At 42.3% G+C, this 22,028-nt stretch carries 21 protein-coding genes and 1 tRNA gene; 7 read left to right on the top strand and 15 right to left on the bottom strand.

Translation table 11 applies throughout. From position 1 onward, the window contains the following. Positions 1 to 4 precede the first annotated feature (4 nt). The 9 genes from flgH to CXF81_RS16165 form a co-directional block, all read right to left on the bottom strand. The gene (flgH, locus tag CXF81_RS16205) at positions 5 to 697 is read right to left on the bottom strand and encodes a flagellar basal body L-ring protein FlgH (protein WP_101182381.1); all 693 of its coding nucleotides are present in this window, start codon (positions 695 to 697) and stop codon (positions 5 to 7) included. A 10-nt stretch (positions 698 to 707) separates the two neighbouring features. Continuing rightward, entirely contained in the window at positions 708 to 1,496 is a 789-nt protein-coding gene (flgG, locus tag CXF81_RS16200) for a flagellar basal-body rod protein FlgG (protein WP_006008518.1), read from the bottom strand. A 41-nt stretch (positions 1,497 to 1,537) separates the two neighbouring features. Continuing rightward, positions 1,538 to 2,281: a flagellar basal-body rod protein FlgF gene (flgF, locus tag CXF81_RS16195; protein WP_101182380.1), complete on the bottom strand. Its 744-nt coding sequence runs from the start codon at positions 2,279 to 2,281 to the stop codon at positions 1,538 to 1,540. A gap of 262 nt (positions 2,282 to 2,543) precedes the next feature. After that, entirely contained in the window at positions 2,544 to 3,929 is a 1,386-nt protein-coding gene (gene flgE, locus CXF81_RS16190; RefSeq protein WP_101182379.1) for a flagellar hook protein FlgE, read from the bottom strand. A gap of 15 nt (positions 3,930 to 3,944) precedes the next feature. Beyond that, positions 3,945 to 4,637 (bottom strand): flagellar hook assembly protein FlgD, encoded by a 693-nt coding sequence (locus tag CXF81_RS16185; protein ID WP_101182378.1) that lies wholly within the window; start codon positions 4,635 to 4,637, stop codon positions 3,945 to 3,947. Positions 4,638 to 4,676: 39 nt separating this feature from the next. Then, positions 4,677 to 5,099 (bottom strand): flagellar basal body rod protein FlgC, encoded by a 423-nt coding sequence (gene flgC, locus CXF81_RS16180; protein ID WP_026843596.1) that lies wholly within the window; start codon positions 5,097 to 5,099, stop codon positions 4,677 to 4,679. After that, a complete protein-coding gene (gene flgB / locus CXF81_RS16175) occupies positions 5,099 to 5,497 on the bottom strand; it encodes a flagellar basal body rod protein FlgB (protein WP_101182377.1) in 399 nt (132 codons plus the stop codon). The genes flgC and flgB overlap by 1 nt, the downstream gene beginning before the upstream one ends. 103 nt (positions 5,498 to 5,600) lie before the next feature. Then, positions 5,601 to 6,428 (bottom strand): protein-glutamate O-methyltransferase CheR, encoded by an 828-nt coding sequence (locus CXF81_RS16170; protein ID WP_101182376.1) that lies wholly within the window; start codon positions 6,426 to 6,428, stop codon positions 5,601 to 5,603. Positions 6,429 to 6,434: 6 nt separating this feature from the next. Next, positions 6,435 to 7,370, bottom strand: a complete 936-nt coding sequence (locus CXF81_RS16165; RefSeq protein WP_101182375.1) for a chemotaxis protein CheV — start codon at positions 7,368 to 7,370, stop codon at positions 6,435 to 6,437. 170 nt (positions 7,371 to 7,540) lie between these two features. Between CXF81_RS16165 and flgA the strand changes: the two genes are divergently transcribed. From flgA to flgN, 3 genes are all read left to right on the top strand, one after another. Continuing rightward, complete coding sequence (flgA, locus tag CXF81_RS16160; RefSeq protein ID WP_101183092.1) at positions 7,541 to 8,248, top strand: flagellar basal body P-ring formation chaperone FlgA; 708 nt, start codon at positions 7,541 to 7,543, stop codon at positions 8,246 to 8,248. A 164-nt stretch (positions 8,249 to 8,412) separates the two neighbouring features. Continuing rightward, positions 8,413 to 8,745, top strand: a complete 333-nt coding sequence (gene flgM / locus CXF81_RS16155) for a flagellar biosynthesis anti-sigma factor FlgM (RefSeq protein ID WP_101183091.1) — start codon at positions 8,413 to 8,415, stop codon at positions 8,743 to 8,745. Positions 8,746 to 8,752: 7 nt separating this feature from the next. Next, positions 8,753 to 9,184, top strand: a complete 432-nt coding sequence (gene flgN / locus CXF81_RS16150; RefSeq protein ID WP_101182374.1) for a flagellar export chaperone FlgN — start codon at positions 8,753 to 8,755, stop codon at positions 9,182 to 9,184. Between the two features lie 313 nt (positions 9,185 to 9,497). Here flgN and CXF81_RS16145 read toward each other — a convergent pair whose 3' ends face one another. Continuing rightward, positions 9,498 to 9,971, bottom strand: a complete 474-nt coding sequence (locus CXF81_RS16145; protein WP_101183090.1) for an LPP20 family lipoprotein — start codon at positions 9,969 to 9,971, stop codon at positions 9,498 to 9,500. A 256-nt stretch (positions 9,972 to 10,227) separates the two neighbouring features. Here CXF81_RS16145 and CXF81_RS16140 point away from each other — a divergent pair, with 256 nt between their 5' ends. Together CXF81_RS16140 and CXF81_RS16135 are read left to right on the top strand one after the other, a co-directional pair. Continuing rightward, positions 10,228 to 11,385, top strand: a complete 1,158-nt coding sequence (locus CXF81_RS16140) for a flagellar assembly protein FlgT (protein ID WP_101182373.1) — start codon at positions 10,228 to 10,230, stop codon at positions 11,383 to 11,385. Positions 11,386 to 11,526: 141 nt separating this feature from the next. Next, a tRNA-Arg gene (locus tag CXF81_RS16135) sits at positions 11,527 to 11,601 on the top strand. A gap of 17 nt (positions 11,602 to 11,618) precedes the next feature. Here the strand turns inward: CXF81_RS16135 and CXF81_RS16130 are convergent. Then, positions 11,619 to 12,518 carry an MBL fold metallo-hydrolase gene (locus tag CXF81_RS16130; protein WP_101182372.1) on the bottom strand — a complete coding sequence of 300 codons (900 nt, stop codon included), beginning with the start codon at positions 12,516 to 12,518 and terminating at the stop codon, positions 11,619 to 11,621. A gap of 183 nt (positions 12,519 to 12,701) precedes the next feature. Between CXF81_RS16130 and CXF81_RS16125 the strand changes: the two genes are divergently transcribed. After that, positions 12,702 to 14,297: an FAD-binding oxidoreductase gene (locus CXF81_RS16125; RefSeq protein ID WP_101182371.1), complete on the top strand. Its 1,596-nt coding sequence runs from the start codon at positions 12,702 to 12,704 to the stop codon at positions 14,295 to 14,297. Between the two features lie 29 nt (positions 14,298 to 14,326). Further along, entirely contained in the window at positions 14,327 to 15,130 is an 804-nt protein-coding gene (locus tag CXF81_RS16120; RefSeq protein ID WP_101182370.1) for an alpha/beta fold hydrolase, read from the top strand. A gap of 224 nt (positions 15,131 to 15,354) precedes the next feature. On the opposite strand, the gene CXF81_RS16115 is transcribed toward CXF81_RS16120, so the two are convergent. The 4 genes from CXF81_RS16115 to CXF81_RS16100 all read right to left on the bottom strand — a co-directional run bounded on the left by CXF81_RS16115 (position 15,355) and on the right by CXF81_RS16100 (position 22,027). After that, positions 15,355 to 17,304, bottom strand: coding sequence for an NAD(P)/FAD-dependent oxidoreductase (locus tag CXF81_RS16115; protein ID WP_101182369.1), 1,950 nt, complete (start codon positions 17,302 to 17,304; stop codon positions 15,355 to 15,357). A 69-nt stretch (positions 17,305 to 17,373) separates the two neighbouring features. Beyond that, positions 17,374 to 19,614, bottom strand: a complete 2,241-nt coding sequence (locus CXF81_RS16110; protein ID WP_101182368.1) for a TonB-dependent receptor — start codon at positions 19,612 to 19,614, stop codon at positions 17,374 to 17,376. Positions 19,615 to 19,661: 47 nt separating this feature from the next. Beyond that, a complete protein-coding gene (locus tag CXF81_RS16105) occupies positions 19,662 to 21,287 on the bottom strand; it encodes an AMP-binding protein (RefSeq protein ID WP_101182367.1) in 1,626 nt (541 codons plus the stop codon). Positions 21,288 to 21,331: 44 nt separating this feature from the next. Beyond that, a complete protein-coding gene (locus tag CXF81_RS16100; protein WP_101182366.1) occupies positions 21,332 to 22,027 on the bottom strand; it encodes a TetR/AcrR family transcriptional regulator in 696 nt (231 codons plus the stop codon). Between the last annotated feature and the right edge of the window lies 1 nt (position 22,028).

Genomic DNA, 22,028 nt, shown 5'->3' with positions numbered 1-22,028 from the left:
AATCCTAGAGTGGCCACCACGTTGAAGAGAAAAATTTAGTTAACCAGCCTTTTTCTTGAGACTGAGAGAATGAGCCTTTTGCGCTATACTGAATGCGAGCATTAGCAATTTTGGTTGACTGGATTTGGTTACTAGGCGATATATCAGCAGCACGAATAACACCAGTGAGGCGAATGTATTCATCACCATTATTAAGGGTTAACCACTTTTCACCACGAATAATCAAGTTTTGATTAGGTAGCACTTCAACCACTGTCACCGAAATATTACCCGTAAGACTGTTGCTCTGATTCGCTTGAGCATCACCTGAAAAGTCACTGCTAGAATCGACGCCCAATTGGATACTATCTTTCCCTATGTTGATGACGTTGCCACCTAAACCAATGATCGGATTTATATCAACCGTCGATTCTTTACTCGTTGTTGTTCCAGCTGACTTTGAGGCATTAGTGTTCTCACTTAATCGCACGGTAATAATGTCGCCAACACGACGCGCTTTGACGTCTGAATACAAACTATTTGCCATGGCTTTATTGAATAAGCTGCCATCTTCAACTATTTCATCTCGCGTCATGGTCGGCACTGCCGGTGCATAATATGGGTCATTCGCGGTAACCGGCTTAACCGCCGTTGACTCACAACCCGTGAGGCTGACAATGGCAGTAATAAAGAGTCCGATTGATGAAAATAATTTCATGAGTTTATTCCTAAAGTTGCTGTATGACTTGACCAAGCATTTGGTCGACTGACGAAATGACTTTCGAGTTCATCTCATACAAACGTTGGCTTTCGATTAAATTCACCAGTTCTTCAGTCACATTCACGTTGGAGGTTTCAAGTGTGCCTTGGGACAATGTACCCAGCCCTTCTAAGCCAGGTACTCCTTGCACAGGAGCGCCAGAAACTGCGGTTTCAACGTATAGGTTTTGACCGATGGGCTGCAAACCCACTGGGTTAATAAAGTCGGCAAGGTTTAACTGACCTAAGACTTGTGGCGTTGCTTGACCACGCAGTTGCGCTGACACTTCACCGTCTTGCGAAATAGTCACCTGCTGTGCATCTTGCGGAAGCGTGATAACAGGCTGTAGCACGAAACCAGCTCCAGGCGTCACTATATTACCCTGGTCATTTAAGGTAAATTGACCATTACGTGTATAAGCCAAGCTACCGTCAGGCTGTTGAATTTCAAAAAAGCCACGACCCTGAATAGACAGGTCTAATGCATTTTCTGTGGTCAGCAAATTACCTTGAGTATGTGCTTTTTGAGTTGCCACGACTTTTGAGCCTGCGCCTAACATTAGACCCGAAGGTAATTCGGTGTCCGCTGACGAGCGACCGCCCGGTTGATTGATATTTTGATACAGTAAACTTTCAAAAACCGCACGGTCTTTCTTAAAGCCTATTGTACTGGCGTTTGCCAAATTGTTCGAAACCACAGACACATCAGTTTGTGCTGCATCTAAACCTGTCTTTGCTATCCATAATGCTGGGTGCATAAAAACCTCCGCGAAACATTTTTCGCCTATTGACTAATTTATTAAAGAATTCTGAGTAAGGTGTTAGAGCTGGTGACCATTTGGTCTGCTTTCTTCATCAACTTGACTTGCATTTCATAATGACGTTGCAAACTGATCATGCTAACCATCTCTTCTACTGCATTTACGTTTGAGCCCTCGACCATGCCAGAACCCACTCCCACTCTAATGTCTTGCGGCGCAATACTGCCGTCCTTAAGATCAAACAAACCGTCTGTGCGCTGTTTCATTGTTTCAATAGGCGGGTTGACGAGTTTAAGTCGCCCGACTTCATCTATCTGATTTTCAGGCGCACCTTGCAATCGAGCCGTAATTCGACCATCGTTACCGACCGTAATATTACTCACGGGCGTCGGCAAAAACAGGGGGCCGTTTTCGCCCATAATCAAATTGCCTTTGGAGTCTTGCAGCGCACCATCGACAGTCATTGTCAAACTACCACTGCGCGTATAAGCCTCTTCGCCCTTAGGTGTTTGCACTGAAAACCAACCTTCGCCTTGGATAGCAACGTCAAGTTCTCGACCCGTCGTAATTAGCGGTCCACTTTCGTAGTTATTAGTCGGGCTTTCGGTCATGCTAAACACACGAGACGGCAAACCAGCGCCGTATGCAGGCATAGCTCGCGCTTGTTCTAACTGCGCTTTAAAGCCATTCGTTTGGGCATTAGCCAAATTGTTGGCGCGCACCGCGGTAGCAAGCAGGTCTTGCTTGGCACCACTGGCAGCGATATAGAGCATTTTATCCATTGTATTCGACTCTTTTTTGACGTAAATAGATGTGAATACAAATTTGTTTGCAAGGACGATGCCAAGGTTTGTTTGTGACTTATTACAGGTTGATCTGAGGTCATGCTCACTAATTTATTTTTTAAGGTTTGCTTGTCTAGTTAGCATAGCGGTGCAGATTGAGGAGGGAACTAGTTACTATTAAAGTGTATCAACAATAATTATATCTCGCGCACGCAAAAAAAAGCCGACGGTCATGTCGGCTAGGTGTTTTGTCTAGCGCTTATCGAATGTTCAGGATTGTCTGGTTGAGCTGGTTGTTGACTTCAAGCGCTCTTGAGTTGGCTTGGAAGTTACGCTGAGCGATGATCATGTCAATCAGTTCTGTGGTTAAGTTAACGTTGGCTTGTTCGAGTGCCGACGAGTTAATGTCACCAAATGTGCCCGTTGTTGCTTCACCTGCTAGGGCTTCACCAGAAAGAATGCTTTCTTTCCATTGCGTTCCACTTTGCTGAGTTAAGCCTTGTTCATTTGAAAAGCGTACCAGTGCCACACGCACTATAGGCTCAGATGTTCCGTTGGAGAAAGTGGCACGAACCAGACCATCAGCACCAATATCAATGCCGGTCAGTCGTCCTACTGGTAAACCATCTTGCTCAAGTGACGTTACTTCAAATGCAGACGCAAACTGTGTTGGCTCATTCGGTGTCGCATTGGTTCGATCGAGGTTAAAATCGATCGTAATCTGTTGTAAAGGAGAAGAACCGTTACTCAAGATATTTGCACCTAAGGCTTCAGTTTGAAACTTAGAATTTAATTGTGGTAGACCATCCGCAGACGCAATACCGATGAAGTCACCACCCTCACTAAATGAAATTTTAGCCGTCGACACACCATTACCCGTATTCGTCCCAACCGCATTTGTGGCTGTTGTAGGGTCAGAGTCAGAGCCATCCGAGTTTGTTGCATCTACCAATTGATCATCAACTGCAGTAGCAACATACCATTCGTTGACTACCGCAGGATCGTTGTCCTTTATAAAGTAGTAAGTCATAACATGGCTGTCGCCCAGCGAGTCATAAATAGTTACCGACGTTGCCGCGTTGTATGTTAATGGATCAGTTGGATCAAAGTCAGCAGCGACTTTAGCTTGGTCACCTGCTGGTAAGTTAAAGCGAACGTCAACTTCAGTTGTCTGCTGTGGTGAACCCGATGAATCAGGAATGCGCACAGGCACCGTTGTACTTAACGCGACAGACGCAGACGTTCCATCATTGTTTACAGGGAAACCCAGCAAGTTGTCACCAGCAGAGTTAACCACAAAATTATTCGAGTCTAATTTGAATTGACCGGCGCGAGTAAAAGAAAAGTCACGCGATGTAATTTCTGGGATAGTGGCGAAAAATCCGTTGCCCGTAATGGCTAAATCTAATGAGTTGTTGGTAAAACTTAAACTACCCTGAGAAAATTGCTGCGCAACTTCTTGCGTCAAAGCACCGTCTCCTACTTTGGTTTTACCTGACGCTAACAGAGAGGCAGCATAGACGTCGCCGAATTCTGCCCGAGACTCCTTAAAACCAACCGTATTAACGTTTGCAATATTATTAGCTGTTGTGTCTAAGTCTTTTTGAGAGGCCGAGACACCACTGAGTGCAATATTAAATGACATGGGGAAAAACTCCTGTTAATTACCGATTTGGATAACGTCATCAAGCTTAATGCTAACGTCACCGTCTAAATTAAGAATAACACCTTGGCCAGCGCCAGTAAGACTAACGCTATCAACATGTCGATTTATGGCTGTTGGCAAAGATGTCGGTTCTCCAAGCACATCGCCTTGAACTTGAATGGCGTAGTCACCTGCCGGCAATGGATTGCCGTCTTGGTCTGTGCCATCCCAATTAAACTGCACATTGCCCGCTGCAAGTGTGCCAATATTCATTGTACGTACAACTTCACCTTGGCTATTTTGAATCGCAATTTTAGTATCTTGCGATGTTTCCTCGTTAATAATAACGCCAGTCACACCTTGACCAGGCTCGGACATATGGCCAATGTTGCCGGTTACCAGTACATTTTGCCCAATCAGACTAGATGCTTGCAACGCTTGGCTAGATGTCATTGATGCCGCAAAGTCACCAAATTTGGTATTCAACTGCGAAATACCATCTGCCATTGTAAATGACGTCATCTGTGCAACAAGCTGGTCATTGTTAACTGGTTTTGTTGGATCTTGATTTGCCAACTGCTCGGTTAGCAGGGCAAAGAAGTCTGCTTGTTTTAAGCTTTGCTCTGTGCCGTCCGCTACCTTTACAGCCTCTGGCTTCCAATAGAGGTCTGTATTTAAACCAGTTTGTTTACTTTCTAATGTATTCACTTGATTATCTCCGCTATAACTAACAACGTTAACCTAACTCTATTGACCTTGACCTAACTGCAACACTCGTCTGAAGATACGTTTTGTTGTGTCTGCAATTTGTACATTCGTTTCGTAACCTTTGGAAGCTGACAGCATATCTGCCATTTCCTCTACAATATTCACGTTCGGCTTGTATATATAACCATTCGCGTCAGCAAGTGGATTGCCTGGAGCATATTCAACCATCAAGGGTTTGGTGCTTTCGACGATCCCGAGCACTTTAACACCAGCGCCTTTAGTCATATCGGAGCTAGCTTGATCTAACGCTGCGGCAAATACTGGGTGGCGTGCTTTGTATGTTTCTTCATAGCTACTGCTGACCGAGTTCGCGTTGGCTATATTACTTGCCGTTGTGTTCAAACGGACACTTTCTGCGCCCATTCCAGTACTCGCTATCTTCATAATATTAAATAAGCTCATTAGCCTTGACCCCCGCCTAGTGCCTTTCTCATGCCTTTTATCTTGCCAGTCAATATCATTAAGCCGGCTTGATAACGCATACCATTTTCTAGAAAGTTATTTCTTTCAACCTGAGCATCAACGGTATTGCCATCGCCGGTATCCGCCTGATCAGGTACTCTGAATTCAATTTCTGCTTGCATTTGTGAACGACCTGAAAGGTGCTTATCATGAGTTTTAACCAAGCCTCCTTGGTCATACTGAGCACTTTTCATCGCCTTATTAAAATCGATATCTCGTGCTTTATATCCTGGGGTATTTGAGTTCGCCAAATTACCAGAAATCACTTCCATCCTGTCACTGCGAACAGACAATGCTTTTTGATGAAATCCAACTAATCGGTCTAAACTAATGGCCATGTGTTTTTGCTCAATTACAAACCTACTTGCTAGTGTTGAGCAAATCATGTGCCAATATAGAAAGTGGAACTAAAAGAAATGGTTTTACTGCAAAGAGTAAAGACTAGACCTTAAGATAATAGAGGCCTGCAGGCTGGGTGATCATTTTAAATTTGTTACTAGCATTACCTAACGATTCAGATGCACCAAGTAGTAAAGTACCTTCTGACTGCAAACAAGCGGAAATATCTTGCAGTATTACCGTTTTTCTTTCCGCATCAAAATAAATGAGTACGTTACGGCAGAATACGATATCAAATTTACCAAGGGTAGAAAAATTTGAGGTCAGGTTAAACTGGCGGAACGAAACCCATTGTCTAATATCGGCGTTTATGGTCATACTCTGATCTGAGTTTAACGTAAAATAGCGACGTTTAACGTCATCAGTTAAGCCCCGATTCAATGACAACGTGTCATATGTGCCAGCGCTCGCAATTTTTATTACTTTGCTTGATAAGTCAGTACCAATGATGTCGATACCGCGATTAAAAGCGCCTCTATTTACCCTTGAAAAGTCAGCAATCGTCATAGCAATAGAATACGCTTCTTGCCCTGTGGAACTTGCCGCGCTCCAAACTCTTATTCTATCTTGTTTTTCTGCCAGCTCCGGCAATAGCTTGCTGAGCAGGATTTCAAAAGGGTATTTATCTCTAAACCACAAAGTTTCATTAGTTGTCATCGCCTCAAGAGCAGCTTGTGTTAATACAGGGTCTTGTTGCGATATGACTTTTTGAATCAGACTGTCGATGTCAGTACTGGCAAAACGATGCATCAATGGCACCATTCTACTTCTCACTAAATACTGTTTAGCTGCGCCTAATACGATGCCACTTTTTGAATGTAAAAAATGGCCGAATCGTTCATATGAAACTGGAGATAATTGTTTATTCACGCCGCATTATTTCTCTTTTGAGTCTGAACCCAACCATTTCTCAACGGCAGTGGCGAGTTCATCTGGATGGAATTTTGCAATAAAATCATCTGCGCCCACTTTCTTGACCATTGCCTGATTAAATACACCACTCAATGACGTATGTAATACAACGCGTAATTTCGCTAATTCAGGGTTATTTTTAATTTCGGCTGTTAGTGTATAACCGTCCATTACTGGCATTTCAATATCCGATACAAGAATACCCACTTTATCAGTAACATCGCCGGTTTCACTGGCGAGCTCTTTAAGCCGAGTCAGCGCCTCTTGACCATTTTTCGCCGTTTCAATTTCCAGGCCTAACGTAGTTAACGCTTTTTTAACTTGATTTCTTGCCACTGAAGAATCATCGGCAATAAAAATAATTTTGCCTGCACTTGATTTCACATTTAAGGTAGCGGCTAGGGCATCGCTAATGTCAGTTTTCAATGGCGAAATCTCATTTAGAATCTTTTCGACGTCGAGAATTTCGATAAGCTCATCTTCCACTTCAGTAACTGCCGTTAAGTAGCTTGCTTTCCCTGTTCCTTTGGGTGGTGGCAGAATAGCATCCCAATTAGTATTGATAATGCGTTCAACTGAGCCGACTAAAAAGCCTTGTACAGAGCGATTATATTCCGCGATGATAATAAACCCATTTTCCAAGTTTTCAATCTTACGCCCGCCAGTTGCTAGGCTCAAATCAATAATTGAGATGGTTTGGCCGCGGATGTGAGCAATGCCGCGAACCAATGCGTTAAGTCTTGGTATTTGCGTTAGTGGAGGGCATTGTAATACTTCACGCACTTTAAATACGTTGATGCCAAAGCGCTGTTTACCATTGAGTCTGAACAGCAGAAGTTCCAGTCGGTTTTGACCCACTAACTGCGTTCGTTGATTAACCGAATCCATAATACTGGACATTCATTACCTCCAATTTCAGTTTAGGCATGATTGTTGCCTTATCTAATATAGCGTATTAAAGAAGCACGTTTAAGCGTTAAATGCGCCGAACTTTTGACACTCTCTATGCAGTGCGATTTGTGCTGTGCAGTTTTATTCATCCCAACAAGAGAAAAATAGGTAAAAGACAAATGCAAAAAAACACAAGTAAGTCGTTATCGACAGCATTAGGCGTTGGCTTGACCTATTTTTTATTCGTATTTGCGACTACCGCAAATGCGTCTATGCATCAGAGTATACAGCATCAAGCAGCGTTGTATGTTCAACAAAATGCATTTATTGACAATAGCGCTGATGTAAATATTCAAGCAGCCGAAGTTGATAGTCGAATACATATACCCGCCTGTAAGGCACCATTTGAATTTGAATCCTCCACTGCTAGTCTTAAACAATCAAACGTATCGGTAAAAGTAACTTGCCCTAATACGAACTGGTATCTTTTTACGTCGGTTCAGGTAGAACAAACGAAACCGGTGGTAGTTACGTCAGAAACAATGAGTCCAGGCTCACTTTTAACTGAAAAAAATCTATACATTGCCGATATACCAACTAACAGGCTTAGAGGATCGACTTACAGCAGCACTGAAAACTTAGTGGGAGCAAGACTTAAGCGCCGAGTTAGACCAGGCCAAATTATTAATGACGGTATGCTTTGCTTCGTTTGTAAAGGTGATAAAGTAACTATCATGGCGGTATCTGTTGGTTTAAGCCTAAAGGTATCGGGTATTGCGCAACAGGATGGAAACTTAGGTGACACGATAAGAGTGCAGAACGCCTCTTCCAAAAAAATAGTATCGGCAACGGTGTCCAGTACGCGTGAAGTTAGTATCCAAATTTAATAAAAAAAGATAAAATTTTGACGCTTTGGCGTTATGAATGAAAATAAGACGTGGTATTTTGAGCAAAAGCTGCAGAAAATGTGATTTTATTTCACTTTCTTGCTAAAGTTAAGGTATACGAAGTCGATAACATTAACGAGGTGTTATTGGTTCTGGAAAAAATGATGACTATAAACAATATAAACAACAACATAAATAAACCGCAAATTGATGGGCAAAAGCTGGCACAACAGCAGACGCAGGGTCAATCGACGGATACAAAAGCAGCACAAGTTGCGACACAGCCAGCTGTGTTGCGTCAAGACTCTGTGTCTTTAACGCCATCTGCACAACAGCTTTCACAGGCGCAGAAGAAGGACGTAGAGGCACCAGTAAATCAAGAAAAAGTAGATAAGCTTAAGCAGGCTATCACTAACGGCGATTATAAAATAAATCCTGAAGTATTGGCGCAGAAAATTGCCAAATTGGAATCGCAAATATTCGGGAATGGAGCTTAGGGTCTAAATGATGATGAGTTTATTAAGTGCAATTGATAAACAATCCGAGCAGTTAGCTGCGCTGAAAGCATTGTTGGAAAATGAGCTTCACTTGATCAGTTCAAGAGAGCCTGAAAAATTGATGGCCCTATTGAAAGACAAAGAAGAAATGCTTACCCTGATTGAAGAGCAAGACAACTCTATATCTTCGTTGTTCGAGAAGGCAAGGACGAGCGGTGAAAGTATCGATGAATCCTTAGCAGCGATGGGCGGTTGTGACAAAATTATTCATGAATGTAAGTATCTAACTCAAATAAACGCAAAATCGGTTGAGCAAGGTCAATTGCGGCTAACGCATCTTCGTAACCTTATGATGGAACTTCGCGCTCGCGAGTCCATGACCTATGATCGAAGTGGCAAAACTACAGGTGATAGTGGGTCAAAAGGATATACTGCATAACGGTAATACAAAATCACCGGATATGCCCAATGCTTAAAAAAAGGAATAAAATACCCTAATTGGACGACTACTTTCATTTACCACTACCGTCTTTGTTTCTCACTACTATTCTTTGTTTCTCACTACTATTCTTTGTTTCTCACTACTATTCTTGTTATCACAATTCTTGTTATCACTATTCTTGTTATCACTATTGTTGCGGCTATTGCAGGGCAATAAGACTTTTTTGCACATGAAAAAGCCAGCGAACAATGCTGGCTTAATAAAAGTTAACTTATCCTAGAACTGTGCATATTGTTCTAGTTAGTACGCTTTAATAATAGGTCACTTTTCTAATTTTCTTAGGTTTTGCTGTCGACAGGTAAATATCAAAAACACGAGACATATCAAGCTCAAGTTCAGTTGCATAAGTGTCTTCACCTACAGGGTAACTTTTTAGCACTCTTGCGCCGCGTATTACACCCTCGACTGAGCTTTTCAATTGATTGTTGGTTAAAATTAGGTTTGCCAACTCCTGCTCACCGTCAACTTTTTGGCCAAAAACCTGCTCAGCAAGTTCTCGATAAGCATCTAATTTCGATGCTTTTATCGCCATTAGTGTTTTTGTAGACTCATCACTGCCAAGTTGTGCTGAAATTGGCGCATATCCTACGGCGGTTAGCACAGGATAACTCGCCGGCTCAATGGTTTCCCACTCTACATGTTTAGTAAACAGTGAACTACAGCCTGATAGGCCTAAACAAGTGATAACTGCAACAGAAGCTACAGTGACGCGTATTTTTTTCATCTTTGGCATTTTCTACCTATCCATATTTTTATTGATTATGCGGCTAGTTAAGGGCCATAAATCAGTGCGTTTACTCAACGTTTGTCGATAGAAGGATCAATGCAAAATATGCACCATTTTTCACAGAACTGAAAATTGAATAGTGTGGCACATAAATTGTATAGCTTTGTGTATAGAAAGCACCTGCGTGCTAATAACCAATTGTTGATGCGCGCCACTGATTAGTCACCATACAAGCCAAAAAGTGAAATGACCAATGAAATTTGTACACTGTATAACTTACACATTATTATTAACCACATTAACCTTAGGCCAAACAGCCAGTGCAGCATGGTTTTCAGCAACAGGGCAAGCTGCTATTTTAAATGGTGATAAAACAGCTGCAAAACAACAGGCTACCGAAGAGGCTATTAAGCAAGCATTACTTTTTGCGGGCGCATCAGTTAGAAGCGTGCAACAAATGACAAACGGTTTGTTATTGGATGATCATTTGGAAATTCGCTCAAGCGGTGAAGTTAACACTCTTGAACTTATAGACGAGGTCTATTCGGATGGCTATGTCACGGTGTCTATTCGCGCCGATATTTTTTCACAAGAGACTCAATGTTCAGCCGCTGACTATACAAAAAGATTGGCTACAACCTATTTCCCTATTCGTTATGGTTCACAAGCAGCAGATGGACAAATACATAAATTAGGCGCTGCGGCAGCATTAAAGCTGCAAGAAATATTTTCGCAAATAAGTACCACATTAACGCTCAGTGAAGTCGAGCCCTACACGCTTAACTGGCACAATACTGACCAACAAATTCAAGCCAGTAAATTAGCTCAGAAAACAGATGTACAATATGTAATTGCCGTCACTATAGATGATATTAGTGTTGAACGTAATCAAGCAAATGCATTTAAATTTTGGGAAGGTGAACACGCTGTGCGTAACTTTGCTTACACATTAACTCTTTTGAATGGGGCGTCAGGCGAAGAACTAATGACTAAACAATATCGTACGTCAGAGGCTTGGGAATTTGATATGACCCGTAAACTGGATGTCAATTCAGACCAATTTTGGCGAAGTCGTTATGGCCGAGCCATACTTAAAACCATGCAGACCTCAGCAATAGATGTAGAAGAGTTTGCGGTTTGTGAACCCACGATGGGCAGAATTTTGGCGGTCGCCAATAATCAGTTGCAAATAAACCTAGGTAAAAATCAAAAAGTGAAAGCAGGCGATACATTAACTCTGTTTAGCGTAAAACAAATTAGGGATTCTTTTGGTCAAGAGTATAAGCAATTTGTATTGCACCCTACCGCACTTGTGGTCACTCAAGTATTTGCCGAAACAGCAACGGTGACTAGCCGCGATCGCAGTTTACTGGCGAATATTCAAGCAAATGACTATGTTGCGCGACAATAAGGTTGGATTTGCTCACTTCATCAAAAGCACTGTTGTTTTACTTCTCATTTTCGCGCACACTACCGCTCGTCCTGCAGACCTTAATTTGAAGCAGGGCCGCTTAAGAAGTGTCATTTTAAGTGCGCATTAAAATGTAAAGTTGTCCCCATAGTTTAATGGATAAAACGAGGCCCTCCTAAGGCTTAGATGTTGGTTCGATTCCAGCTGGGGACACCATAACGTCATATCAAACATTATATCGGCTTGGTATAGGCGACATCAAAACGGTTGTCTTTTTCAGTCACCCACACTGCATGCTGGCCCCCAAAGTGCGCAGGAAAAATTAGTGCACTGTTTTGTGCTGCATAAGACAAAACATTTCGCCTTGTATTACGCGCATCTTCAGCCATTTCACAAAAAATACTGTTCCAGTTTGGGCAATGAATTTGGATAAGATGATGCAATATATCACCTACAAATATTGCATGTTCGCCGCACGATTCTACCTTCATCACCATGTGCCCTGGGGTATGTCCCGGAGCGGGTTCAAGTACTATTCCTGGTAAAACCTCGAAACGGCCCGTTATCGACTCAACCTTTCCTGCGTCAATAATAGGCTGCACACTATCTTCAAAGACACCTTGGTTGACCTTTTCACCAATTTTATCAGGAAATTTTTTGATGTTTGCTGGATCCCAATATTCAATATCAGAAGCTGAAAATAGATATCGAGCATTTGGAAACGTTGGTACCCAATGTTGCGCTTGTAGTGTTGTATTCCAGCCAACATGGTCAATGTGGAGGTGAGAACAAATAACAATATCGATGTCTTCTGGCTCGATGCCAATAGCTTTAAGTCTCTCGATAAAGTCAGTTTGTAAGCCACCGAATACCGGTATACCAGGTCTTTCCTTATTATTTCCTGCGCCTGTATCGTAAATGATTTTTTTATCACCTATTTCGATAAGCCAGCTCTGTAAAAAAGCGTAAAACAGACCGCTTTCCTTATCATATACATCCGCTGGAAAATCAACACTATATTTGTCGAATAACGCTTTTTCATAGCCAACAAAAAAATCTACTGGCTTCATAAAATCGCCTTGCCATTCTTCAATTCGTCTTACACTAATATTTCCAATTTGAAATTTGTCCATAAAACACCTCAAGAACTAATTAATTAATCAAAGCCATCACATACTCGCTATACAATATAAAATATGTATGGTATAGATAATGTTAACAGAGTATAAAATAAATGTTAAATAATATTAATATACTTAACAGTATATTAATATTATTTAACCACAAAGAAAAATCTAAACTTGGGGGGAAGGTATATGACAGAACTTAATTTAAAAAAAGAAAGCGTAGAGTCTATGATTGAAGAACTTCTACAAATTGTTGGCAATGGCAATGTTTCTATTAATGAGGAGCCCCGCACGCTAGTTTCGACCGATCTAAGCTGGCTTTCTGTAGAGATATGTGAAATGGCAGTGGCCCCTAATTCAAGTGAAGAATTAGTTTCCGTTGTTAAGACAGCAATAGCTGGCGGCTTTAACTGTGTACCTCGCGGTGCCGGAATGTCTTATTCGCTCGGTTACACACCTGCTCACAAACGCACGATTACTATTGATATGCGTCGGATGAATCGTATTCTTGAAATCAATGAAGAAGATATGTATATCACTGTAGAGTGCGGCTGTAACTGGTCTGTAATTTATGAAGCACTTAAAAAGCTAGGCCTCAGAACTCCATTTTATGGGCCCTTATCCGGACTATATTCGACTGTTGGCGGGGCATTATCGCAAAATAGTGTTTTTATGGGGTCAGGCTTATACGGCAGTGCTGCAGATAGCGTCATTGGTTTACACGTTATATTGGCGGACGGCAGCGTTCTGGTTACAGGATCTGAAGCTCATCAGAACGGAGTGCCTTTTGCAAGACACTTTGGCCCAGATTTAACCGGCATATTTACCTCAGATACCGGCTCAATGGGATTCAAAGCCACTGCAACGCTTCGCTTAATTCCATTTCCAAAGGCAACAGGATTTGCTTCTTATGGTTTTGAAAAGCTAGAGGATATGCTCGGTGCACAAAAAGAGATAGCTCGTCAGCGAATTGCTGGAGAATGTTACGGCTTCGACCCTTATTATAATATGAACTTTTCCAAGATGGAGGTCTCACCATCCCAGAAAAAAGAGGTTGGAAAACAGATCATTAAGGAAGCGGGGTTATGGAATGCCATAAAGGTGGGCATCGGGGGACAAGGATTTTTGGCGCGAGTTAAATACTCAATTCATCTTACGATCGATAGCAATACAAAACAGGGAGCGTCAGCATCACTCAAAATTGCCAGAAAAATTTGCAGAAAATACCAGGGTAAGTCATTGACACCAAGCATTCCTGTTCTTATTCGTGCCGTGCCGTTTCAACCTGTAAGACAATACATTTTAGGTTCAGACGGCGCTTGCTGGTTTCCGATCCATGGAATGTTCCCTTTATCAAAAGCAATAGAGGTATCGCTGGAAATCGAAGAGTATTACGCTAAAAACAAGGAACGGATGGATAAACATGAAATAAGGTATTCTTATCTTATGTGTACTTCAGCTCATGAGTTTCTCATCGAGCCATCCATGTACTGGCCTGATAAAATTGGTGATTTTCGTGCCGAATTTCTTGAAGAAGAATATCAGGAAAAGTGGAAAAATCGTCCTGAACAACCAGAAGCGCGTGCAATCGCATTGGAACTGCGAGTTGGTATTCGTGACATTATGTTTAAACATGGCGGATATCATATGCAAAATGGGAAATACTACCCTTACAAAGAAGCACTTGAGGGACGGGGAAAACCGCTGTGGAGCTTGTTAAATAAAATCAAAGATGCTGTAGACCCAGAAAGAAAAGTAAATCCTGGCTCTCTGGGTTTGGAATAGTTTACTTACTTAACTAAGGAAAAAATTTTATGACAATCAAAAAAGCATATGTTGATACCTTATCAGGGCAGATACATTTTCGTTACGGCGGGCCTACTGAAGCTATTCCTATTATTTTTTTGCATCAGAACACCAGTTCTTCAAAAATGTTCGAACGCACTATGGAAAAATTATGCAATATTCACCGTGTTATCGCTTTTGACTTGCCTGGGTTTGGCGAGAGTTATGAACCACCTGATTTCGACTCCATCAGTGAGCTAACACTGCCGATAATAGAAGCGATCAATGGCCTGGAAATAGATGAATTTCACTTATGTGGGCAACATACTGGAGCTGGCATAGCGGCAGAGATTGGTGTGCTTTTACCAGAACGCGTGCGCTCAGTAATGATGATCGGACCGCTCCTGTTAACAAATGAAGAAAAACAGTGGTATCGTGATAATTTTAAAGGCTCTGCCGAACCTGACAAAGATGCGCAGTATTTAAAGGCCACATGGGAATACTTAGAAACTAACGGAGCAGGTGTGAATTTGGAAATGTTTCATGAAGAATTCTGGCAAGCACTGCGTTCTTGGAGAGCTCGAGGTATGGTTTATGGCTGCGTTTGGGACTATCCGTTTGAGAATTTTTTTGAATTACTAAAATGTCCTATGCTGTTTATGTCAGCGCCTGACGACGTGCTATATCAAGGTTATTTGCGAGCAAAAGAGGCGAGACCTGCTGCTTGTGCAGTGGAGTTAAAAGGGTCTAATTTTGAACCTTATCTTGACCCTAATGGCACAAGCGATGCGATAAGTAATTTTCTTAATAAAACAATACAACAAATCAAATAATAAGGAAGCAACAGATACCTTTGGCTCGTGATTATATTCACGCGCCTACTTACCGATCCAAAGTCTCTAGTCATTGTCTTTGCTTAGGTCAAATACACGCACTTACCAACCTGTATTGACGAGTACCGCACAGTGCTGGCTTAACCAAGCACTGTGCGGCTAACTGTAACTATTATTAATGAAGATATGAAAGTCATCATGAGGCTTCTATTTCATTGTTTTATTTAGCTTGATTTTGTTGCGCAGGCATCACCTTCAAAAATATAGTCTTTGGCGTTTATTTTCCTAGTCATTCGCCAGAAATCATCATTACGCCACGGTGTAATTGCAACAACACGACCTCTTTTATTACGATACCAATTGGTTGTACCTTCGTGCGTCCAGATCATTTTAGCATGCGCACTATCTACCTTTTCATTGTAATCTTCGAAGATATTCCTGCGAACTTCGATTGTACTGCTGTGATTTTCAAACATTTTTTCAAGCAACAATAATACATAATTTATTTGTCGCTCCACCACCGGAATAATACTGCCCCCATGACCAAGGCCTGTATTTGGTCCAAGTAAAACGAACATATTAGGGAAATCTGGTACCAATGTGCCCATATATGCTTTGGGATTATCAGTATCCCATGCGTCTTTCAAATGCTGGCCGTGAGATCCGATGACATCAAGAGAAGATAATATCTCCGTACTTTTAAAACCCGTCGCCATTATCAAAACATCGGCATCAAAACTCTTTCCGCTGTCGGCAACAAGTGTATCCCCTTTAACTTCTTTTAGTCTCTCCGGAACTAATTTGACATGCGGCTTTGCGACCGTTCGATACCATCCATTATCAAGAAGTATTCTTTTTCCATAAGGAGGATAATCTGGAACTAGATCTTCCAGCAGGTCTTGCCTATCACCTAATTCGTTTTCAATGTAGTTGAGAAAAATTTTACGATGACGGTCATTTGTAGCATTAATGGAACGCGCTTTATCCGGCCACTCTGGATCCCGCTGCAACGCACCATGTAAACGGTCGTTAAATGTCCAGGCAAGACGCTGACGATACCAGCCTTGATAAAGCGGCACCTCTTTTAGCAGAAAGCGTATATGTTCAGGAACTTGTTGCTGGAATTGAGGGAAAGGCGCGGCCCATTGCTTTGAACGCGCAAAAATCGTTAAGCTTTTTACTTTATCTACTATTGCCGGTGCAACCTGCATGGCACTGGCTCCATTACCGACGATAGCCACCTTCTTACCAGTTAAATCCAAATCGCTTGGCCATTGAGCCGTATGACAGGTCTTTCCTGTAAAGGTATCGAGCCCTGCAATATCTGGCACAAAAGGGACACTTAATAATCCAACAGCGCTTAATATTACGTTACCAATCAACGTTTCTTGCTGACCATTGGGACCCCGTGTTCGCACATGCCACTTCTTAGAACCGGTTTCAAATTTTGCATCCACCACTGTTGTTTCGAAATGTGTATTTTTCGATAACTCATAGTCCAAAGCTACCGCTTCAATATAAGCAATAATCTCGCCTCTCAGGGCAAAATAACGACTCCAATCGTTCGGTGCAAAGGAGAAAGAATATAAATGATTGGGGGTATCTACTCCTGCTGCAGGGTATTTATTGTCTTTCCATGTTCCGCCAAAGCCAGCATTTTTTTCGATTATAGTAAAATCGATAGCATATTCCTGAAGTCGTATTCCAGCGCATATGCCGGAAACGCCACCGCCAATAATGATAGCTTTAAAATCTTCAGGAACTTGTCCTGAAAAAGTGCGAGCATTTTTTTGCGGAACAGATGGCGATAGTTCTGCAGCAATAATCTCTCCGTAGTTTTCGGGAACTTTTTCCCCCGTCGATACACTGATCATGTGGGTTAATAAGTCAGCCGAGGGATCAGGAATGGCGACGGGTTTTCCCTTTTTCCAGTCAATAATCGCATCAGCCGCAACCATCCGAATTTCACCTTGAATATCTTCTGGTAGACCACCGCTGTCGTTATCATCTAAACCGCGAGCCCTGCTTGGCATATAAGGCGCAGAAAGCCAAGCTTTATCACCGGTCAATTGAACCAGTACCATTAGTAAAGTAGGAATATTGGCTGTGCAGATTGCTTTGCGAAGTCGAACTTCAAGTGCGGGATCGATTTGAGTATTTATCCAGTCTGACATGGCAGATTCCTGTACTAATTTCTTAAAAAATAATGTGCTGCAGACGATACGTCCGCAGCAGGCGAAAAGTTAAAAGGTCATATTATAAGTAATACCGAATGTTCTTGGTGGGCGCAGCGAACCTACACGCGCGAAGCTATACAACGGGGCTGCGGTAATATTGTTCGCCACGATATATTCGTCCGTCAAATTACGTGCCCATACAGAAATGGACCAATCATCACTTTTAGGTGAAAAAGTAAGATTTGCATTGATATTAATAAAACCTTCCTGAAAAGCGTCGAGATTATTAAACTCAGTAAAATACACATCGTCCTGGTAATTGGCGTCGATAGAAAAGTCCATCTGACCAGAATCACCCAAGTCGACATAATAGTCAGCAAAAATCGCTACTGTATACTCAGGCGCATTTGGTAATTGATTACCTGACAGATCACTAATAGTAGGGTCCGAAGGGCATATCGGGAACTGACGTCTTGATGCTTGTCCATTAGCATAATAACCATTGCAAAAATCTGTAAATTCCGTATTGAGGTAAGTTGCAAAAGCACGAATTGAAAATTGATCAGTAACATCATAAGACGCATCAAGTTCTATGCCCCATATTTTAGCTGATGCCGCATTGATAGTTTCGACAAGGCTAGCCGCATTGACGAACCCGACTTGTAAATCAGAATAATCGTAATAGAACGCAGCGCCATTTAAGGTGAAACCGCTTGCTTTGTCATGCAGGTTAAAGCCTGTTTCATAGCTCCAAATAAATTCTGGTTCAATGATAGGATTGACACTACCAATATTAATGACACCACTTTTAAAGCCTCTCGTAACGCCCGCATAAAGCATCACGTCGTCGCTTACATCGTATTCCAACATCACTTTGGGGGTAATTGCATTCCAACTTTCTGTCTTGTCAGTATTAACAAAGGTGTCAAACGCCGAGAAAGTAAAATCACCTTTCCCTTCGCGTTTTTCATAGTTGTAGCGCGCACCAGCAGTTACCCGGAATTCTGAAGAAATTTCTAATGTACCTTCAATAAATAGGCCCAAAGCATTGGTTGTTACCGTCCCATTTTGACGGAAAATTCCGTCTGGGATAACTCCTGGAGGGGCACCAAAAACAATAGGACCGAGATTATTTAAGACCACCAGCACTTCGCCATCGAGCTCTTCATAAAGATATGAGGCACCGCCGAGTAATGACCATCCATCTTGGACATAATTCAGGGTAATATCCTGTGTGAACGCTTCACTATCTTCGGTATAATTGTTTTGTCCAAAAGCATCAACATCAGTAACATCAAGATCGTTCCGATTAAAGCGCTCGAACTGACGATAAGAGGTTGTTGATTCAACTGTTAAATCGCCGGGGCGCCATGTGATTATGCTCTGTAAGCCCAAACCCTTTCGGTCATTGACTGCATCTTGATCCGAGTTAATGTCGCGTGTTTCAGGATCACCTGTCAAATCAAAAATGGTACTCCCTCCAAAAACAGGGCCAGGCATTAATTCAGCAGGCACAATAGACGGCCCAAAATCATGGAAAGCATAGTTGAAATCGTCTTCACGGAAAAAGTCGGCAACCACTAATACTTCCAAGTTATCACTTACATCATATAAAAGTGAACCACGCACTGCATATGCATCACGATCATCAACAGAGTTACCTGTTGCCCGGTTGACCCCATAACCATCTCTGCTTTCGTACTCACCAGCAAAACGGAACATCAATTTATCGTTTATCGGACCGCCCACCGCGCCTTCAAAACTCAGAGCATCGTAGTTTCCGTAAGTAAAGCGGCTATATCCTTCTAATTCAGCAGAAGGTCGGGTTGTTACCATATTGACAACACCCGCTGTTGCGCCGCGTCCATATAATGTGCCTTGTGGACCTCGAAGTACCTCTACTTGAGATAGATCGTAAAAGCCAGCTAGCTGCGCCGCAGGCCTTGTAATAACCGCACCATTTTGCAAAAAGGCAACCGCTCCATCTGCACCAAGGTCGATGCTATTAAAGCCGATACCTCGAATGAAAGCCCGGTTTACACCAAACTGTTCACCAACCGAAAAATTAGGAATTTCAAGCGCTAGATCAGACGAGGATTGTATACCTCCTGCGCCAATTTCAGTACCCGATATAACGTTTAATGATCCCGCTATATCCTCAAGGGCTGCGCTTCGTCTTGTTGCTTGAACAATAATGACCTCAACGTCCTTTAACTCATCTTCGCTACTGTCTTGCGCCCATACTTGATAAGGCAATATGACGGCACCCATTGCGACTCCCGCAACAAATTTATTTTGTATTTTCATGATTTAACCCCTTTAATATTGCTCAAAATATTTAATTTTTATACTTTTTAGTTTTGTTTCAACACTTCTCGCTTTAACCTCAAACCTGATTTGTCCCGGTCCCACGTATCCGTTGTTACGCCTTCGGATCGAAGTTGAGCTTTCTGCACTTTTTGGGTTGGTGTTTTTGGCAATGTATCTACTATCCTGATGTACCGTGGAACCATGTAATATGGCATCCGCTTTACCAAAAATTCACACAGTGCTGTCAGTTCGATAGTTGCGTGTTCCACAAGAGCAATTATGACCATAACATCGTCTTCTGTTGCCTCACTGGGCACGCCTATCGCAGCCGCTTCTCGTATTGCGGGGTGACTACAAACCTCAACTTCTACTTCAAACGAAGAGATATTCTCTCCTCTTCGACGAATGGCATCTTTTATGCGATCAACAAAATAAAAGTATCCATCTTCGTTCTGACGGAAAGCATCTCCTGTATGGAACCAACCATTTCGCCAAGCCTCGGCTGTAGCTTCGCTATTTTTGTAGTAGCCACTATTCATGCCCCATGGACGATCGGTGCGAATAATCATTTCACCTACCTGCCCTACTGGAATTTCGCAGTCATTGCCGTCCACCAATCGCACGTCAACGCCAGGACGTACCTTTCCGCAAGTACCTCTTACGGTCGGGTTAGGCTCTGAAACTATGGGTGATGAGATTTCTGTCATATTAAAAATCGTATAAATATCGATGCCAAAACGCTCAGTAAAGGCGGGTGCATCATCAGACAATGGCACCATAAATGCTTTCATTACTCCGTGCTCTTTATCGTTTGAACTTGGTGGCTGTTTCATTAAAAAAGTTGCCATTACGCCCAATAAGAAAACAACCGTAGCTTGTGATTGTTTTGCAGATGCCCAGAACGTGTCAGTCGAAAATCCACTCAACAGCGCAAATGATGCGCCTCGGACTAACATGACAAATGGAGGCGCCATACCACCGATATGGAAAAAAGGTGCGGCGACTAAATAGCGGTCTTCGCGAGTAACCATTGGCCAAGATTCGGGACCCGCATTGCTGTACATGTGTAAATATGATGACAGCACTCCCTTTGACGGACCGGTTGTTCCTGAAGTATAAATAATGGATTGTGGATCCCAAGGCTCAATAGCCCGAACAAGCGGCATAAGCTCATCAGGGAAGGCCTTTAAATCATTAAAAATATGGCTCTCTAAACCAGTATCGGTATCACAGGTCCCACCACAAAGTATCTGGACCTTTAGCTTAGCCAAATCAATTTCGGTCAGTCGTGGCGCCAAGTCTTTGTGGACAACAATAATCTTGGCGTCAGAGTTGTCGATAACGTGATGTAACATGTTGCCGCAAAACGCCGTATTAAAAGGCACAAATATAGCCCCAATATAATTTAACGCATAAAAAGAAAGCAATGCATCAGGACCATTAGGTAACCAAACAGCGACAGTTTCACCTTGCTGCACGCCCAGCTTCTGAAACCCGACAGCGGTCTTAACGACTCGCTCTTTTAGTTCGGCATATGTCCAAGTATCGCCATCTTCAAATCTGACATATACTTTATCTGGTGCTTCCTGCGCCCAGCGGTCAATTAGATATCGCACTACACACTGATCGCGGTCAGGTATCCTTTGGTCATAAAAGTCACTTTTTTTCATTCGCTTTTTAGCTCCGATTTGAATCGACGTCTAATTTTGGTCTATTATCTAGTGATATTATTTTTCTCTGCTTCGGACATTTTTGCCGCACCAATTAACTTTAATCCGGCACTCACTAAACCAAATAGAACATCATTTTTCGATAATTTTCCTGCTGCCGAAAACCAAACTGGTAACCAACTTATAAGACCCCCAATCCAGATAGCGTCCATAGCACGGGGTCCAAGGTCAAACTCCCCAGCACTCGTACCATCATCAATTAATTTAGCAATTTTATGATCAAATTCTTTACGTTTTTGCAAGATACGTGCAGCATCTTTAGGGTTTAGTTTTTTAATTTCTCGCAGGTAAGTCACGACACATGCTTGGCGCTTTATAACAATATCTCCTACCTGCCAGAGAGTCTGAATAAGAATATCGCGGTAAGTACCATCGGTTGACAATGCGCTTTGAAGCACTTCTAGCGCCTCGCTGATACCGGTTTCACATACAGCCGCTAATATTGCTTCTTTGTTTTTGAAATAACTATATATAAAGGGTTTTGTCACTTGCAGCCTATCCGCAATTGCCTCAATTGTTGTACCCGCATATCCTTCATCAAAGAAAAGTATTGTTGCTTCTTCTATTATTCGGTTGCGCTTAAGAGTAAGTAGTTCACGCTTAAGGTGGCCCTTAACACTTTTTGCGTCGCCAGCTTGCTTTTTGCTATCGCCTGGTTTTATTTCAGTATCTAAACTCATA

Source organism: Glaciecola sp. 33A (assembly GCF_002836745.1).
Lineage (GTDB): Bacteria > Pseudomonadota > Gammaproteobacteria > Enterobacterales > Alteromonadaceae > Glaciecola.
This window is presented reverse-complemented; position numbering and strand designations above follow the sequence as displayed.